Annotated in this window: 15 protein-coding genes; all 15 read left to right on the top strand. The window is 69.8% G+C overall.

The features are described 5' to 3' along the window. Window positions 1–230: 230 nt before the first annotated feature. On the top strand, window positions 231–2,375 hold the full coding sequence (gene rho / locus ACZ6I1_RS04730) for a transcription termination factor Rho (protein WP_469283062.1): 2,145 nt from the start codon (window positions 231–233) through the stop codon (window positions 2,373–2,375). Between the two features lie 285 nt (window positions 2,376–2,660). Further along, a complete protein-coding gene (locus tag ACZ6I1_RS04725; protein WP_469283060.1) occupies window positions 2,661–3,761 on the top strand; it encodes an LCP family protein in 1,101 nt (366 codons plus the stop codon). Window positions 3,762–3,932: 171 nt separating this feature from the next. Further along, window positions 3,933–4,151 carry a 50S ribosomal protein L31 gene (gene rpmE / locus ACZ6I1_RS04720; protein ID WP_469283058.1) on the top strand — a complete coding sequence of 73 codons (219 nt, stop codon included), beginning with the start codon at window positions 3,933–3,935 and terminating at the stop codon, window positions 4,149–4,151. A 126-nt stretch (window positions 4,152–4,277) separates the two neighbouring features. Further along, window positions 4,278–5,357: a peptide chain release factor 1 gene (prfA, locus tag ACZ6I1_RS04715; RefSeq protein WP_469283056.1), complete on the top strand. Its 1,080-nt coding sequence runs from the start codon at window positions 4,278–4,280 to the stop codon at window positions 5,355–5,357. A gap of 52 nt (window positions 5,358–5,409) precedes the next feature. Beyond that, on the top strand, window positions 5,410–6,255 hold the full coding sequence (gene prmC, locus ACZ6I1_RS04710; RefSeq protein ID WP_446591645.1) for a peptide chain release factor N(5)-glutamine methyltransferase: 846 nt from the start codon (window positions 5,410–5,412) through the stop codon (window positions 6,253–6,255). Window positions 6,256–6,313: 58 nt separating this feature from the next. After that, the gene (locus ACZ6I1_RS04705; RefSeq protein ID WP_469283053.1) at window positions 6,314–6,961 is read left to right on the top strand and encodes an L-threonylcarbamoyladenylate synthase; all 648 of its coding nucleotides are present in this window, start codon (window positions 6,314–6,316) and stop codon (window positions 6,959–6,961) included. Continuing rightward, on the top strand, window positions 6,958–7,614 hold the full coding sequence (locus ACZ6I1_RS04700; RefSeq protein ID WP_469283051.1) for an arsenate reductase/protein-tyrosine-phosphatase family protein: 657 nt from the start codon (window positions 6,958–6,960) through the stop codon (window positions 7,612–7,614). The genes ACZ6I1_RS04705 and ACZ6I1_RS04700 overlap by 4 nt, the downstream gene beginning before the upstream one ends. A gap of 114 nt (window positions 7,615–7,728) precedes the next feature. After that, window positions 7,729–8,958: a serine hydroxymethyltransferase gene (locus ACZ6I1_RS04695; RefSeq protein WP_469283049.1), complete on the top strand. Its 1,230-nt coding sequence runs from the start codon at window positions 7,729–7,731 to the stop codon at window positions 8,956–8,958. A 104-nt stretch (window positions 8,959–9,062) separates the two neighbouring features. Further along, a complete protein-coding gene (locus tag ACZ6I1_RS04690; RefSeq protein ID WP_469283235.1) occupies window positions 9,063–10,409 on the top strand; it encodes an MraY family glycosyltransferase in 1,347 nt (448 codons plus the stop codon). Between the two features lie 274 nt (window positions 10,410–10,683). Continuing rightward, entirely contained in the window at window positions 10,684–11,121 is a 438-nt protein-coding gene (locus tag ACZ6I1_RS04685) for a hypothetical protein (protein WP_469283047.1), read from the top strand. Window positions 11,122–11,362: 241 nt separating this feature from the next. Beyond that, complete coding sequence (gene atpB / locus ACZ6I1_RS04680) at window positions 11,363–12,172, top strand: F0F1 ATP synthase subunit A (RefSeq protein WP_446591894.1); 810 nt, start codon at window positions 11,363–11,365, stop codon at window positions 12,170–12,172. Between the two features lie 77 nt (window positions 12,173–12,249). Then, window positions 12,250–12,474: an ATP synthase F0 subunit C gene (gene atpE / locus ACZ6I1_RS04675; RefSeq protein WP_030545783.1), complete on the top strand. Its 225-nt coding sequence runs from the start codon at window positions 12,250–12,252 to the stop codon at window positions 12,472–12,474. A gap of 42 nt (window positions 12,475–12,516) precedes the next feature. Next, window positions 12,517–13,059 carry a F0F1 ATP synthase subunit B gene (locus ACZ6I1_RS04670; protein WP_362584332.1) on the top strand — a complete coding sequence of 181 codons (543 nt, stop codon included), beginning with the start codon at window positions 12,517–12,519 and terminating at the stop codon, window positions 13,057–13,059. Then, on the top strand, window positions 13,056–13,871 hold the full coding sequence (locus ACZ6I1_RS04665; RefSeq protein ID WP_469283044.1) for a F0F1 ATP synthase subunit delta: 816 nt from the start codon (window positions 13,056–13,058) through the stop codon (window positions 13,869–13,871). The genes ACZ6I1_RS04670 and ACZ6I1_RS04665 overlap by 4 nt, the downstream gene beginning before the upstream one ends. Before the next feature lie 129 nt (window positions 13,872–14,000). Further along, window positions 14,001–15,596, top strand: coding sequence for a F0F1 ATP synthase subunit alpha (gene atpA, locus ACZ6I1_RS04660; RefSeq protein WP_362584326.1), 1,596 nt, complete (start codon window positions 14,001–14,003; stop codon window positions 15,594–15,596). Window positions 15,597–15,604: the final 8 nt, after the last annotated feature.

Genomic DNA, 15,604 nt, shown 5'->3' with positions numbered 1-15,604 from the left:
TCACTTCCAGCAGTTTCGAGCACGCTCCGGAATCGGCGTGACATTCCCACGCTTCCAGCTCGGGGGCTTCTCGCCGGAACCACCCATGCACGTTTTCTCTCCGCCGTATCTCTACCGGCGGACCACCGCCCCGGCACAGTCCAACCCCATCAGGTCACGGACTGTTGTCGGACAGCACAACCGGTCGCCGAGCCAGACAGGCCGACGTCCGCTCCAGGGAAGGACCCTTCGTGAGCGACACCACCGATCTGATGGGCGCTGCCGACACCTCTGTCGACACCAGTGCCCCCGCCGCGGGCGCGGCCCCCAAGCGTCGCCGCACCGGCACCGGCCTTGACGGCATGGTCCTGGCCGAGCTGCAGCAGGTCGCGTCGGGCCTCGGCATCAGGGGCACCGCGCGGATGCGCAAGAGCCAGCTGATCGAGGTCATCAAGGAGACGCAGGCGGGCGGCGCCGCAGCGCCCAAGGCCGCCGCCTCCGCCGCGGACACCGCCGAGGCCAAGCCGAAGCGCCGCGCCACCAGCAAGGCCCGCGCGGCCGCTGCCGCGCCGACGGTCGAGGACGCCGCCGCGGCGCCCGCCGAGAAGCCTGCCGTGCAGGCCCAGATCGACATTCCGGGCCAGCCGGCTGGGGGCCCCTCCCGCGCGAGCGAAGCCGAGCGTGGGGGAGACGACGCCCCGGTCGGCGAGCGCCGCCGGCGTCGGGCCACCGCCCCGTCCGGCAGCCCGGAGGCCTCGGCCCCCGCCGCCGTGCAGGTCGAGCAGAAGACCGAGACCGTCAAGGCCGAGGCCGCGACGGTGACCGCCGTCGCGCCGCAGACGGACGTACGGGCCGAGGCCGCCACGGCCGTCTCCGCCCCGGCGCAGGAGGGCGAGGGCCGCGGCCGTCGCGACCGCCGTGACCGCGGCGCCGAGCGCGGCGACCGTCAGCGCGACCGCCGCGACCGCGGTGCCAAGGCCGACGAGCAGGGCCAGGGCGGCCAGGGCCAGGGCGCGCAGGGCGGCCAGGGCGGCGGCCGTCAGGACCGCGCCGAGCGCGGCGACCGCCAGCAGCAGGGCGGCCGCGGCCAGGGCCAGCAGGGCCGTCAGGACCGGCAGGGTCCCCCGGACAGCGGTCCGCAGGACGACTTCGACGACGAGGGCGGCCGTCGCGGCCGTCGCGGCCGTTACCGCGACCGCCGTGGCCGTCGCGGCCGCGACGAGTTCGCCCCGAACGAGCCGCAGGTCGCCGACGACGACGTGCTGATCCCCGTCGCGGGCATCCTCGACATCCTCGACAACTACGCGTTCATCCGGACCTCGGGCTACCTGCCCGGCCCCAACGACGTGTACGTCTCCCTCGCACAGGTCCGCAAGGCGGGTCTGCGCAAGGGCGACCACACCACCGGTGCCGTGCGCCAGCCCAAGGACGGCGAGCGCCGCGAGAAGTTCAACGCCCTCGTGCGACTGGACTCGGTGAACGGCATGGCGCCCGAATCCGGCCGCGGCCGACCGGAGTTCCAGAAGCTGACGCCCCTGTACCCGCAGGACCGGCTCCGTCTGGAGACCGACCCGGGCGTGCTGACGACCCGCATCATCGACCTCGTGTCGCCGATCGGAAAGGGTCAGCGAGGCCTGATCGTGGCCCCGCCGAAGACCGGCAAGACCATGATCATGCAGGCGATCGCCAACGCGATCACCACCAACAACCCCGAGTGCCACCTGATGGTCGTCCTGGTCGACGAGCGTCCGGAAGAGGTCACCGACATGCAGCGGTCGGTCAAGGGCGAGGTCATCTCCTCGACCTTCGACCGCCCGGCCGAGGACCACACCACCGTCGCCGAGCTGGCCATCGAGCGCGCCAAGCGCCTCGTCGAGCTGGGTCACGACGTGGTCGTCCTGCTGGACTCCATCACCCGTCTGGGCCGCGCGTACAACCTCGCGGCGCCCGCCTCCGGCCGCATCCTGTCCGGTGGTGTCGACTCGACCGCGCTGTACCCGCCGAAGCGCTTCTTCGGTGCCGCGCGCAACATCGAGGACGGCGGCTCGCTGACCATCCTGGCCACCGCGCTGGTCGACACCGGCTCGCGCATGGACGAGGTGATCTTCGAGGAGTTCAAGGGCACCGGCAACATGGAGCTCAAGCTCGACCGGAAGCTCGCCGACAAGCGCATCTTCCCGGCCGTCGACGTCGACCCGTCGGGCACCCGCAAGGAGGAGATCCTCCTCAACGCGGAGGAGCTCGCCATCGTCTGGAAGCTGCGCCGGGTGCTGCACGCGCTCGACTCTCAGCAGGCGATCGAGCTGCTGCTCGACAAGATGAAGCAGACGAAGTCGAACGCCGAGTTCCTGATGCAGATCGCGAAGACCACTCCGTCGGGCAAGAACGACGACTGAGTCCCGCCACGCTGCGTCACAGCCGCCCCCCGTCGCGTCCGCGCCGGGGGGCGGCCGTCTGTGTGCGGTGCGACCTTCACCACACGGGGGGGGCGGGGCTGAACCTCGGGCCGCCCGCCTGCGTCCGGTGGGGAAACCGCAGGTGGCGGCGGGGGCCGCGCACCGTGCGTCGCGGAACGCGGTCCCCGCCGGTCCGGCTCGGGACCGCCGGCGGCCGTGGAACCCTGGAGGACGTTCGGCCGTCTGTGTCAAGGACAGGGGACCGCGTTCAGGACTGAGGAGAGCATGAGCCAGGACAGCAACGGCGCCAGCCATCGCGCCGCGGGCCGGCGCCGGCGCAAGCCACCGCAGCGCCGCAAGGCCCTCGTCATCGCCGCGTGGAGCGCAGCGGGCGTGGTCCTGCTCGGCGGGGCGGGCCTCGGCTACTTCTACTTCAAGCTGAACGGCAACCTGAAGACCGTCGACATCGACCAGGCGCTCGGCACCGACCGCCCGCAGAACATCGACAACGGCTCGATGGACATCCTGGTCCTCGGTTCCGACTCCCGCGGCGGCGCGAACTCCGGCTACGGCCCGGACGACGGCGGCTCGGCCCGCTCCGACACCGCGATGATCGTCCACCTGAACGAGGGCCACACCAAGGCCAGCATCGTGTCGATACCCCGCGACACCATGACCGTCCGCCCCTCGTGCACCACCGGCAAGGGCAAGACCGACCCCGGCGGGACGCGCAGGCAGTTCAACGAGGCGTACACCGTCGGCGGGGCGGCCTGCGCGGTCAAGACCGTCGAGAAGATGTCGGGGATCCGCATGGACCACTACATCGAGGTCGACTTCACGGGCTTCAAGAAGATCATCGACACCCTCGGCGGGGTCGAGGTCACCACCGCGAAGCCGATCAAGGACGACTACAGCCACCTGGACCTCCCGGCGGGCCCGAACAAGCTGAACGGCGAGCAGGCCCTCGGCCTGGTCCGTACCCGCCACGCCGTCGGCGACGGCGGAGACCTCGGCCGAATACAGCTCCAGCAGGCCTTCATCAAGGCGCTGATCAAGCAGGTCAAGAGCATCGGCCTGTTCGACAACCCCAAGCGGCTGCTCGACCTCGCCGACACCGGCACCAAGTCGATCACCACCGACAAGCCGCTCGGCGATGTGAAATCGCTCATGGGCTTCGCCCAGAGCCTCCAGGGCATCAACGCCCAGGACATGCACATGATCACCCTGCCGGTCACCACGGACGCGATCGACCCCAACCGCGTCGCGCCCCTGAAGAAGGAGTCCCAGCTGGTCTGGGACGCCCTGCTGGCCGACCGTCCGATCCCGGCCGAGGCCACCGCGAACTCGAGCGGGGACAAGGGCACGGCCGGTTCGATCGTCCAGTGAGCGACCGGGCGGACGGGGGCGGAATAGATGCCCGACCCCTGCCGTTGAGGGAGGCGTCCTCAGAATTTTGACAGGCAGCCCGGTCCTGGCAGACTGGTCTGTCGGCCCCGGTTCACGCAGTGCGCAATTCGGCTCCTGCGACCCGGCGCCCTCCCGAATCTAGGAGACACCTTGAAGAGCGAGATCCACCCCCAGTACGTCGAGACCCAGGTCAGCTGCACCTGTGGCGCGTCGTTCACCACCCGTAGCACCCTCGTCGAGGGCACCATCCGTGCCGAGGTCTGCTCCGAGTGCCACCCGTTCTACACGGGCAAGCAGAAGATCCTCGACACCGGTGGCCGTGTGGCGCGCTTCGAGGCTCGCTTCGGCAAGGGTGCGGCCAAGAAGTAGCGCGACCCAGGCGCCGGTCACCGGCCGCCCCCTGTCCACTCGGGGGCGGCCGGACCGGCGCCTTTGTCGTCGTCCAGCCCCGTCACCCCCTGCAGTCCTTCGCACTTTTACCCCAGGAGTACCCCGATGTTCGAGGCGGTCGAGGAACTGGTCGGCGAGCACGCCGACCTTGAGAAGAAGCTCGCCGACCCTTCGGTCCACTCCGATCAGGCCAACGCGCGCAAGCTGAACAAGCGCTACGCGGAGCTGACCCCGATCATCGCGACCTTCCGTGCGTGGAAGCAGGCGGCCGAGGACATCGAGACGGCCAAGGAATTCGCCGCCGACGACCCCGACTTCGCGGCCGAGGTCAAGGAGCTGACGGCGCAGCGCGAGGAGCTCACCGAGAAGCTCCGCCTGCTGCTGGTCCCGCGCGACCCCAGCGACGACAAGGACGTGCTCCTGGAGGTCAAGGCCGGCGCGGGCGGCGACGAGTCCGCCCTGTTCGCCGGCGACCTGCTGCGCATGTACCTGCGCTACGCCGAGCGCGTGGGCTGGAAGACCGAGATCATCGACGCGACCGAGTCCGAGCTCGGCGGCTACAAGGACGTGCAGGTCTCCGTCCGCACCAAGGGCGGCAACGGCGCCACCGAGCCCGGCCAGGGCGTGTGGGCCCGCCTGAAGTACGAGGGCGGCGTGCACCGCGTCCAGCGGGTTCCGGCCACCGAGTCCCAGGGCCGCATCCACACCTCCGCCGCCGGCGTGCTCGTCACCCCGGAGGCCGAGGAGGTCGAGGTCGAGATCAACATGAACGACCTCCGCATCGACGTGTACCGCTCGTCGGGCCCCGGCGGCCAGTCCGTCAACACCACCGACTCGGCGGTGCGCATCACGCACCTGCCGACGGGCGTCGTCGCCTCCTGCCAGAACGAGAAGAGCCAGCTCCAGAACAAGGAGCAGGCCATGCGCATCCTGCGCTCGCGGCTCCTCGCCGCGGCCCAGGAAGCCGCCGAGCAGGAGGCCTCCGACGTGCGCCGCAGCCAGGTGCGCTCCGTGGACCGCTCCGAGAAGATCCGCACGTACAACTACCCGGAAAACCGGATCTCGGACCACCGCACCGGCTTCAAGGCGTACAACTTGGACCAGGTGCTCGACGGCGACCTCGACTCGGTCATCCAGGCCTGCGTCGACGCCGACTCCGCGGCCAAGCTCGCCGCCGCGCAGTAGAGCCGCAACGACCCGTACCACCCCCCGTACGACAGCAGCCCGGAGGACCAGCGTGAACTTGCTGCTTGCCGAGGTGGCCCAGGCCACCCAGCGGCTGGCCGCCGCCGGCGTGCCCTCACCGCGCTTCGACGCGGAGGAGCTCGCGGCCTTCGTGCACGGCGTCAAGCGGGGGGAACTGCACCACGTCAAGGACGCGGACTTCGACGCCCGCTACTGGGAGGCCGTCGCCCGCCGCGAGGCGCGCGAGCCGCTCCAGCACATCACCGGCCGCGCCTTCTTCCGGTACCTGGAGCTCCAGGTCGGGCCCGGGGTCTTCGTCCCGCGGCCCGAGACCGAGTCGGTCGTGGACTGGGCCATACACGCCGTCCGGGCGATGGACGTGGTCGAGCCGCTGATCGTGGACCTGTGCACCGGCTCCGGCGCGATCGCGCTGGCCATGGCGCAGGAGGTGCCGCGCTCGCGCGTGCACGCGGTCGAGCTGTCCGAGGAAGCCCTGCGCTGGACCCGCAAGAACGCCGAGGGTTCGCGGGTCACCGTCCACCAGGGGGACGCGCTGAGCGCCCTGCCGGAGCTCGACGGACAGGTCGACCTGGTCATCTCCAATCCGCCGTACATCCCGCTCACCGAGTGGGAGTACGTGGCTCCCGAGGCCCGCGACCACGATCCGGAGATGGCCCTGTTCTCCGGCGAGGACGGCCTCGACACCATCCGCGGCCTCGAGCGCACGGCCCACCGGCTGCTGCGGCCCGGCGGCATCGTCGTCATCGAGCACGCCGACACCCAGGGCGGCCAGGTCCCGTGGATCTTCGCGGAGGAGCGGGGCTGGGCCGACGCCGCCGACCACCCGGACCTCAACAACCGCCCGCGGTTCGCGACCGCCCGCAAGGCACTGCCGTGATCCGCTCCAGTTCACCCAGTGACACCGTCACCCCCCTGCTGCACGAGGAGTCCCGCTGATGGCCCGGCGATACGACTGCAACGACGCGACGGACCGCAAGACGGGCCTGCGCGAAGCCGCATCCGCCGTGCGCCGCGGCGAGCTCGTCGTGCTGCCCACCGACACCCTGTACGGGATCGGCGCGGACGCCTTCAGCCCGGAAGCGGTCCACGACCTGCTCGCCGCCAAGGGGCGGGGCCGCGGCATGCCCACTCCGGTGCTCATCGGCTCCCCGAACACCCTGCACGGCCTGGTCACCGACTTCTCCGAGCAGGCCTGGGAGCTCGTCGACGCCTTCTGGCCGGGCGCGCTGACGCTCGTCGCCAAGCACCAGCCCTCCCTGGCCTGGGACCTCGGCGACACCGGCGGCACCGTGGCCGTACGGATGCCCCTGCACCCCGTCGCGATCGAGCTGCTGACCGAGGTCGGCCCGATGGCCGTGTCCTCGGCCAACCTGACCGGACACCCGGCACCCGAGGACTGCGACGCCGCGCGCGAGATGCTCGGCGACTCCGTGTCCGTGTACCTGGACGGCGGTCCGACGCCCGGCATCCAGCCGTCGTCGATCGTCGACGTGACGGGGAAGGTTCCCGTCCTGCTGCGCGAAGGGGCGCTCACCGCGGAGCAGCTGCGGGAGGTCGTACCCGACCTCGAGGTAGCCCCGTGAGCCCTGAGGGGCGTGGCATAGCAAGCGGGCACCTCCCGGCGGTGGCCGGGGGAGACACCTTCCGCATACTCCACGTCAGCACCGGCAACGTGTGCCGCTCGCCCATCACCGAGCGGCTGACGCGGCACGCCCTCGCGCACCGCCTCGGGGGCCTGGTCACCGCGGACCTCATCGTGGAGAGCGCCGGCACCTGGGGCCACGAGGGCGCCCCGATGGAGGCGAACGCGGCAGCCGTACTGGCGGACTTCGGAGCAGATGCCTCCGGTTTCACCGGACGGGAACTGCTCGACGAACACGTCATCCGGGCCGACCTGGTGCTGACCGCCACCCGCGACCACCGGGCGCAGGTCATCTCGATGGGGCATTCGGCGGGGCTGCGCACCTTCACGCTGAAGGAGTTCACCCGGCTGGTCCGGGCCATAGACCCGGCCACCCTGCCGCCCCTGGACGACGGCATGGCCGAGCGGGCGCGCGCCCTGGTACGGGCCGCGGCGGCGCTGCGCGGCTGGCTGCTGGCGCCGTCGCCGGACGCGGACGAGGTGTACGACCCGTACGGGGCGCCGATCACCTTCTTCCGCTCGATCGGCGACGAGATCAACCAGGCGCTGGACCCGGTGGTGACGGCCCTGACGGGCGTGACGGCCTCCCGCTGACCCCGCCGTGCCGGGGCCGCCGCGCGCAGCCGCCCGCAGGCGGCCCGTCGCCGGGCGCGATACGGGGCTCCGGCCTACAGTGGCAGGTAACCCGGCACCCCCTGGAGTCGCGCCATGAGCGTCACCACCCAGGCCACGGATGCCCTGCGCCAGCAGGATCCCCAGATGGCCGACATCCTCGCGGGCGAGCGGCAGCGGCAGGCGAGCACGCTGCAGCTGATCGCCGCCGAGAACTTCACCTCGCCCGCCGTGCTCGCCGCACTCGGCTCCGCGCTGTCCAACAAGTACGCCGAGGGGTACCCGGGAGCCCGGTACCACGGCGGCTGCGAATACGTCGACATGGCCGAGCAGATCGCCGTGGAACGGGCCACGGCCCTGTTCGGCGCCGAGCACGCCAATGTGCAGCCGCACTCCGGTTCCTCCGCGGTCCTGGCCGCGTACGCCGCGCTGCTGCGGCCCGGGGAGACGGTGCTGGCGATGGGCCTGCCGTACGGCGGCCACCTCACGCACGGCTCGCCCGCGAACTTCTCCGGCCGGTGGTTCGACTTCGTCGGCTACGGGGTGGACGCGGAGACCGGGCTCATCGACTACGAGCAGGTGCAGCAGCTCGCCCACTCGCACCGGCCGAAGGCGATCGTCTGCGGATCCATCTCCTACCCCCGCCACCCCGAGTACTCGGCCTTCCGGGAGATCGCCGACGAGGTCGGCGCCTATCTGATCGCCGACGCCGCCCACCCCATCGGGCTGGTGGCCGGCGGGGCCGCGCCGAGCCCGGTCCCGTACGCCGACATCGTCTGCGCGACCACGCACAAGGTGCTGCGCGGTCCGCGCGGCGGCATGCTGCTGTGCGGCGCCGAGTTCGCCGAGCGGATCGACCGGGCGGTGTTCCCCTTCACCCAGGGCGGCGCCCAGATGCACACCATCGCCGCCAAGGCCGTGGCCTTCGGGGAGGCCGCGGCCCCCGCCTTCGCCACGTACGCGCACCGGGTCGTCGCCAACGCGCGGGCGCTGGCCGAGGCCTTGGAGGACCACGGCTTCACCGTGACCACCGGCGGGACCGACACCCACCTGATCACCGCCGACCCGGCCCCGCTGGGCGTCGACGGGCCGACCGCGCGCGGCCGGCTGGCCGCCGCCGGGATCGTGCTCGACACCTGCGCCCTCCCGTACGGGGACCAGCGCGGGGTGCGGCTGGGCACCGCCGCCGTCACCACCCAGGGGATGGGGGAGGCGGAGATGCCCCGGATCGCGGCGCTGTTCGCGGCCGCCCTGCACGGGGACGCGGCGCGGACCCGTACGGAGGTCGGAGAGCTGACGATGGGATTTCCCCCTTACGGGGAGTAAACGGGACAAGGGGGGTGTAGTGGAACCGGGATACGGTCCCCTCGCGTCCTCGGTGGGGGGTGCATCACAGCTAATGTGTGGGGCTGAGATGGCCGGCGATACATCTGGGGCAGCCCGTGCGTGAATATCTGCTGACACTTTGTGTCACGGTCGCGGTGACCTACCTGCTGACCGGGCCCGTGCGGAAGTTCGCGATCGCGGCCGGGGCCATGCCGGAGATCCGCGCCCGCGACGTGCACCGCGAGCCCACGCCGCGGCTCGGCGGTATCGCCATGTTCGGCGGCCTGTGCGCGGGCCTGCTGGTCGCCGACCACCTGCACAACCTCAACGGCGTCTTCGAGCTCTCGAACGAACCGCGCGCCCTGCTCTCCGGCGCCGCCCTGATCTGGCTGGTCGGCGTCCTCGACGACAAGTTCGAGATCGACGCGCTGATCAAGCTCGGCGCGCAGATGATCTCCGCCGGCGTGATGGTGATGCAGGGCCTGACCATCCTGTGGATCCCGGTTCCGGGCATTGGCACGGTCTCCCTCACCCAGTGGCAGGGGAACCTGCTCACCGTGGCCCTGGTCGTGATCACCATCAACGCGGTGAACTTCGTGGACGGCCTGGACGGCCTCGCCGCCGGCATGGTGTGCATCGCCGCCACCGCGTTCTTCCTGTACGCCTACCGGCTCTGGTTCGGCTACGGCATCGAGCAGGCCGCCCCCGCGACCCTCTTCGCCGCGATCCTGATGGGCATGTGCCTGGGCTTCCTGCCGCACAACATGCATCCCGCCCGGATCTTCATGGGCGACTCCGGCTCGATGCTCATCGGCCTGGTGCTCGCCGCCTCCGCGATCTCGATCAGCGGCCAGGTGGACCCGGACGCGCTGGCCCTGTTCGCGGGCGGTGAGCGCAACGCGACGCACGCGATGATCCCGGTGTTCATCCCGCTGATCCTGCCGCTGACGATCATCGCGATCCCGATGGCGGACCTGGTCCTGGCCATCGTCCGGCGCACCTGGAAGGGCCAGTCGCCCTTCGCCGCCGACCGCGGGCACCTGCACCACCGGCTCCTCGAGCTCGGACATTCGCACAGCCGCGCGGTGCTGATCATGTACTTCTGGTCGGGACTGATCGCCTTCGGCACGGTGGCGTACTCGGTGAACTCCGCCTCGATGTGGATCGTGCTGGGCATCGCCGCGCTCAGCGCGGTGGGCCTGATCCTGCTGCTCCTGCCGCGCTTCACCCCGCGCGCCCCGCGCTGGGCGGAGGGTCTGGTGCCGCCGCGCTACCGGCACGCCGCGCGGGCGGCGGAGGCGGCGGCCGAGGCCGCCGCCAGGGACGCCACGGGCACCGAGCCGGAGCCCGCCAGGCCGATCGCGGCGGGGGTGTCCGGCGTCAACGGGGCGACCGCCATCGGCCCCCGTTCGCGCTTCCCCGACCGGCGTAAGGCTGAATCGACTCGCTGACCGGTGTGGCGCATATCGGATATGGGCTCCCAATACCAGACAAGAGGCCTGTCTGTCGTGCACACACGCGCAGGGTCCCTCTCATGTGTGACAGTCAGCACACTTCGCAGGTAAAGCTCTCATCAAATAGTTTGTGATACCGTTCACTAAACCCGGCGACAGAGCCGAAGGACCGTAGTGCGACGGTCCCTTGGCCCGAGGATCACACTCGGACCGGGCTTACGCTCGTCCCGTACGAGTCCCGTGCCCCCACCACCACGCGGAGCAACCCGCCATGCGGTCTGATGACGTCCGATCTCTCCTGCAAGCCGCTGTACCCACCGCTGTCGCCGGCGCTCTCGCCGCCGTGATCAGCGCGCTGGTCGTCGGCGGCAAGGGGGCGGTCGGTGCCGTCGTCGCGACGCTGGTCGTGATTTTGTTCATGGGCATCGGATTCGTCGTTCTGCAGCGCACGGCGAAATCACTCCCGCATCTCTTCCAGGCCATGGGGCTCATGCTCTACGCGGCCCAGATTCTGCTGCTCTTCGTCTTTCTCGCCGCGTTCAAGAACACCACTCTGTTCCACCCCAAGGCCTTCGCGATCACGCTCGTCGCCACCACCCTCGTGTGGATCGGCGCGCAGACCCGTGCTCACATGAAGGCCAAGATCCTCTACGTCGAGCCTGACTCGATGAAGGGCGACAAGCCCGAAAATCCGGGGCCGAAGTCGTGAAGGGTAGGGCCGGGATAAGTGGGCGTTCGAGATCCTGCTATCGTCCGGTGCCAACTGCGGCACTGCGGGCGCGGGCATCTGAGCTGACGCCTGTTCCATCGCGAGGCTCGATGCCTGATCGCCGCCCCACCATCCGTTACACCAGTCCAGTGCCGAACCGCGGCTGCTCGCCGCGCCGACACAACGAGGTTGCCGTACCTATGCGCCACGCTGAAGGAGCCCTGCGGTGAGTGCTGCTGACATGACGCTCGCCTTCGATATCAACTGTCATTTCGAAGACACTCCCAGCTGCGGCTTCCCGGGCCCGACCCTGTACTCGTTCCTGTTCGAGCCGATCTTCGGCGACGCGGACAGCAACCTGTACTTCAACAAGACGATGCTGCTCGCCCTGCTGGGCTCGGTCATCATCGTCGGCTTCTTCTGGGCCGCGTTCCGGAAGCCGAAGGTCGTCCCGGGCAAGCTTCAGATGGTCGCCGAGGCCGGTTACGACTTCGTACGCCGCGGCATCGTCTACGAGACGCTCGGTAAGAAGGAAGGCGAGAAGTACGTCCCCTTCATGGTCGCGACGTTCTTCTTCGTCTGGATCATGAACCTGTGGTCGATCGTGCCGCTCGCCCAGTTCCCGGTGACCGCGGTCATCGCGTACCCGGCCGGCCTCGCCGCGATCATCTACATCATGTGGATGTCGGTGACCTTCAAGCGCCACGGCTTCGTCGGCGGCTTCAAGAACCTGACGGGTTACGACAAGTCCCTCGGCCCGATCCTGCCGATGGTCATGGTGATCGAGTTCTTCTCGAACGTCATCGTCCGCCCGTTCACCCACGCGGTCCGACTGTTCGCGAACATGTTCGCCGGTCACACCCTGCTGCTGCTGTTCACCATCGCCAGCTGGTACCTGCTGAACGGGATCGGCATCGCCTACGCCGGTGTCTCGTTCGTCATGGTCATCGTGATGACCGCGTTCGAGCTCTTCATCCAGGCTGTCCAGGCTTACGTCTTCGTGCTCCTGGCCTGCAGCTTCCTGCAGGGCGCGCTCGCCGAGCACCACTGAGCGAGTTCGCTCCGCAAACCCCCGAATCGTCCGGTGGCCAACCCCCACCGGTCCATGAAAGAGAAGGAAGAACTGGCATGTCCCAGACCCTTGCTGCCGTCGAAGGTTCCCTCAGCTCCGTCGGTTACGGTCTCGCGGCGATCGGCCCGGGCGTCGGCGTCGGCATCATCTTCGGTAACGGCACGCAGGCCCTCGCCCGTCAGCCTGAGGCTGCCGGTCTGATCCGCGCCAACCAGATCCTCGGCTTCGCCTTCTGTGAGGCGCTCGCCCTCATCGGTCTGGTCATGCCGTTCGTCTACTAAGACGAACTCAACGACTAGTCCGAATCGACGAAAGGCACTGATGTGAACCTCCTGGTTCTCGCGGCCGAGGAGCCGGGTAACCCCCTCGTCCCGCCGATCCCCGAGCTCGTCATCGGTCTGATCGCCTTCGTCATCGTCTTCGGTTTCCTCGCGAAGAAGCTCCTCCCGAACATCAACAAGGTTCTGGAAGAGCGCCACGCGGCGATCGAAGGCGGTATCGAAAAGGCAGAAGCCGCTCAGACCGAGGCTCAGAGCGTCCTGGAGCAGTACAAGGCCCAGCTCGCCGAAGCCCGGCACGAGGCCGCGCGCCTGCGCCAGGAAGCGCTGGAGCAGGGCACTGCGCTCAAGGAAGAACTGCGCGCAGAGGGCCAGCGGCAGCGTGAGGAGATCATCGCTGCCGGCCACGCCCAGATCGCGGCCGACCGCAAGGCCGCCTCTCAGGCGCTGCGTCAGGACGTGGGCAAGCTCGCCACCGACCTGGCCGGAAAGCTCGTCGGCGAGTCCCTCGAGGACCACGCCCGGCAGAGCCGCACGATCGACCGCTTCCTCAGCGAGCTCGAGGAGAAGGCCGAGGCCGCCCGATGAACGGAGCGAGCCGCGAGGCACTGGCCTCCGCGCGCGAGCGTCTCGACGCGCTGACGGACAACACGTCCGTCGACGCGGCGAAGCTCGCCGGTGAGCTGGCTGCCGTCACCGCGCTGCTCGACCGTGAGGTCTCGCTGCGTCGGGTCCTCACCGACCCGGCGCAGTCCGGCGAGGCCAAGGCCGAGCTGGCCGGTCGGCTGCTGGGCGGCCAGGTGGGCGGGGAAACCCTCGACCTGGTGTCCGGCATGGTCCGGTCCCGTTGGTCGCAGTCCCGCGACCTGGTGGACTCGCTGGAGGAGCTGGCGGCCACCGCCGACCTCACGGCGGCCCAGCAGGGCGACGCGCTCGACAACGTCGAGGACGAGATCTTCCGCTTCGGCCGGATCGTCTCCTCGAACACCGAGCTGCGTGCCGCGCTCACCGACCGTGCGGCCACCACCGCCGCCAAGAGCGAGCTGCTGCGCAGCCTGCTCGGCGGCAAGGTGAACGCCGTCACCGAGCGCCTGGTGATCCGTCTTGTCACGCTGCCGCGTGGACGTAGCCTGGAAGCGGGACTCGAGTCCCTTTCCACGCTCGCCGCCGAGCGCCGCAACCGCATGGTCGCCACCGTGACCAGCGCGGTTCCGCTCAGCGACGAGCAGAAGGCGCGTCTCGGCGCAGTGCTGGCCAAGCTGTACGGCCGCCAGATGCACCTGAACCTCGACGTGGACCCCGAGGTCCTCGGCGGGATCTCGGTGCGAGTCGGCGACGAGGTCATCGACGGCACCATCGCGGACCGCCTCTCCGAGGCGTCCCGCCGCATGGCCGGCTGACCAGCCACCAATAGAACAACGCATTCCTAGCGGCCCGGTTGGGCCGTGCAGAACTTGCAGAAGATTCCTGGGGGTCGCCCCCAGACCCCTAAGAAGCTTCAGGCCCAACAAGGAGAGCAGGGAACCCAGATGGCGGAGCTCACGATCCGGCCGGAGGAGATCCGGGACGCACTGGAGAACTTTGTCCAGTCGTACCAGCCGGACGCGGCCTCGCGCGAGGAGGTCGGAACGGTCAGCGTTGCCGGCGACGGCATCGCGAAGGTGGAGGGCCTGCCCTCCGCCATGGCGAACGAGCTGCTGAAGTTCGAGGACGGCACCCTCGGTCTCGCCCTCAACCTCGAGGAGCGCGAGATCGGTGCGATCGTCCTCGGCGAGTTCAACGGCATCGAGGAGGGTCAGCCGGTGCAGCGCACCGGTGAGGTCCTCTCCGTCGGTGTCGGCGAGGGCTACCTCGGCCGCGTTGTCGACCCGCTCGGCAACCCGATCGACGGCCTCGGCGAGATCGCGACCGAGGGCCGCCGCGCCCTCGAGCTGCAGGCCCCGGGCGTCATGGTCCGTAAGTCGGTGCACGAGCCCATGCAGACCGGCTACAAGGCCGTCGACGCCATGGTGCCGATCGGCCGTGGCCAGCGTCAGCTGATCATTGGTGACCGTCAGACCGGCAAGACCGCTCTGGCCGTCGACACGATCATCAACCAGCGCGACAACTGGCGCTCGGGCGACGTGAACAAGCAGGTCCGCTGCATCTACGTCGCCATCGGCCAGAAGGGCTCGACCATCGCGTCCGTTCGCGGCGCCCTGGAAGAGGCCGGCGCGCTCGAGTACACGACGATCGTCGCCGCCCCGGCGTCCGACCCGGCCGGCTTCAAGTACCTGGCGCCGTACACCGGTTCCGCCATCGGCCAGCACTGGATGTACGCCGGCAAGCACGTCCTGATCATCTTCGACGACCTGTCGAAGCAGGCCGACGCCTACCGCGCCGTGTCGCTGCTGCTGCGCCGCCCGCCGGGCCGCGAGGCCTACCCGGGTGACGTCTTCTACCTGCACTCGCGTCTGCTCGAGCGCTGCGCGAAGCTCTCCGACGAGATGGGCGCCGGTTCGATGACCGGTCTGCCGATCGTCGAGACCAAGGCGAACGACGTGTCGGCGTTCATCCCGACCAACGTCATCTCCATCACCGACGGCCAGTGCTTCCTGGAGTCCGACCTGTTCAACGCGGGCCAGCGCCCGGCGCTGAACGTCGGTATCTCGGTCTCCCGCGTCGGTGGCTCCGCCCAGCACAAGGCCATGAAGCAGGTTTCCGGCCGTCTGCGCGTGGACCTCGCCCAGTACCGCGAGCTGGAGGCGTTCGCCGCCTTCGGTTCCGACCTGGACGCCGCGTCGAAGGCCTCGCTGGAGCGCGGCAAGCGCATGGTCGAGCTGCTGAAGCAGGGCCAGTACCAGCCGATGCCCGTCGAGGAGCAGGTCGTCTCCGTCTGGGCCGGCACCACCGGCAAGATGGACGACGTCCCGGTCAACGACATCCGTCGCTTCGAGTCGGAGCTGCTGGAGCACCTGCGCCGCGAGCGCAAGGACCTCCTCACCTCCATCGCCGAGGGCGGCAAGATGTCGGACGACACCCTGACGTCGATCGCCGACGCCATCGCCGCCTTCAAGCGCCAGTTCGAGACCTCGGACGGCAAGCTCCTGGGCGAGGACGCGCCGGCCGTCAACGTCTCCAAGTGACGACGGAA

The sequence above is a fragment of the Streptomyces sp. NPDC046303 genome, assembly GCF_055588085.1.
The sequence above is the reverse complement of the archived record's forward strand: the minus strand, read 5'-3'. Positions and strand labels throughout refer to the sequence as shown.

What these genes read in the sequence shown, in the direction of transcription:
- ACZ6I1_RS04725 (WP_469283060.1), top strand. Translation starts at nt 2,661, where the DNA reads ATGAGCCAGGACAGCAACGGCGCCAGCCATCGCGCCGCGGGCCGGCGC.
- prfA (WP_469283056.1), top strand. Translation starts at nt 4,278, where the DNA reads ATGTTCGAGGCGGTCGAGGAACTGGTCGGCGAGCACGCCGACCTTGAG.
- ACZ6I1_RS04705 (WP_469283053.1), top strand. Translation starts at nt 6,314, where the DNA reads ATGGCCCGGCGATACGACTGCAACGACGCGACGGACCGCAAGACGGGC.
- ACZ6I1_RS04695 (WP_469283049.1), top strand. Translation starts at nt 7,729, where the DNA reads ATGAGCGTCACCACCCAGGCCACGGATGCCCTGCGCCAGCAGGATCCC.
- ACZ6I1_RS04685 (WP_469283047.1), top strand. Translation starts at nt 10,684, where the DNA reads ATGCGGTCTGATGACGTCCGATCTCTCCTGCAAGCCGCTGTACCCACC.
- atpB (WP_446591894.1), top strand. Translation starts at nt 11,363, where the DNA reads ATGACGCTCGCCTTCGATATCAACTGTCATTTCGAAGACACTCCCAGC.
- atpE (WP_030545783.1), top strand. Translation starts at nt 12,250, where the DNA reads ATGTCCCAGACCCTTGCTGCCGTCGAAGGTTCCCTCAGCTCCGTCGGT.
- ACZ6I1_RS04665 (WP_469283044.1), top strand. Translation starts at nt 13,056, where the DNA reads ATGAACGGAGCGAGCCGCGAGGCACTGGCCTCCGCGCGCGAGCGTCTC.
- atpA (WP_362584326.1), top strand. Translation starts at nt 14,001, where the DNA reads ATGGCGGAGCTCACGATCCGGCCGGAGGAGATCCGGGACGCACTGGAG.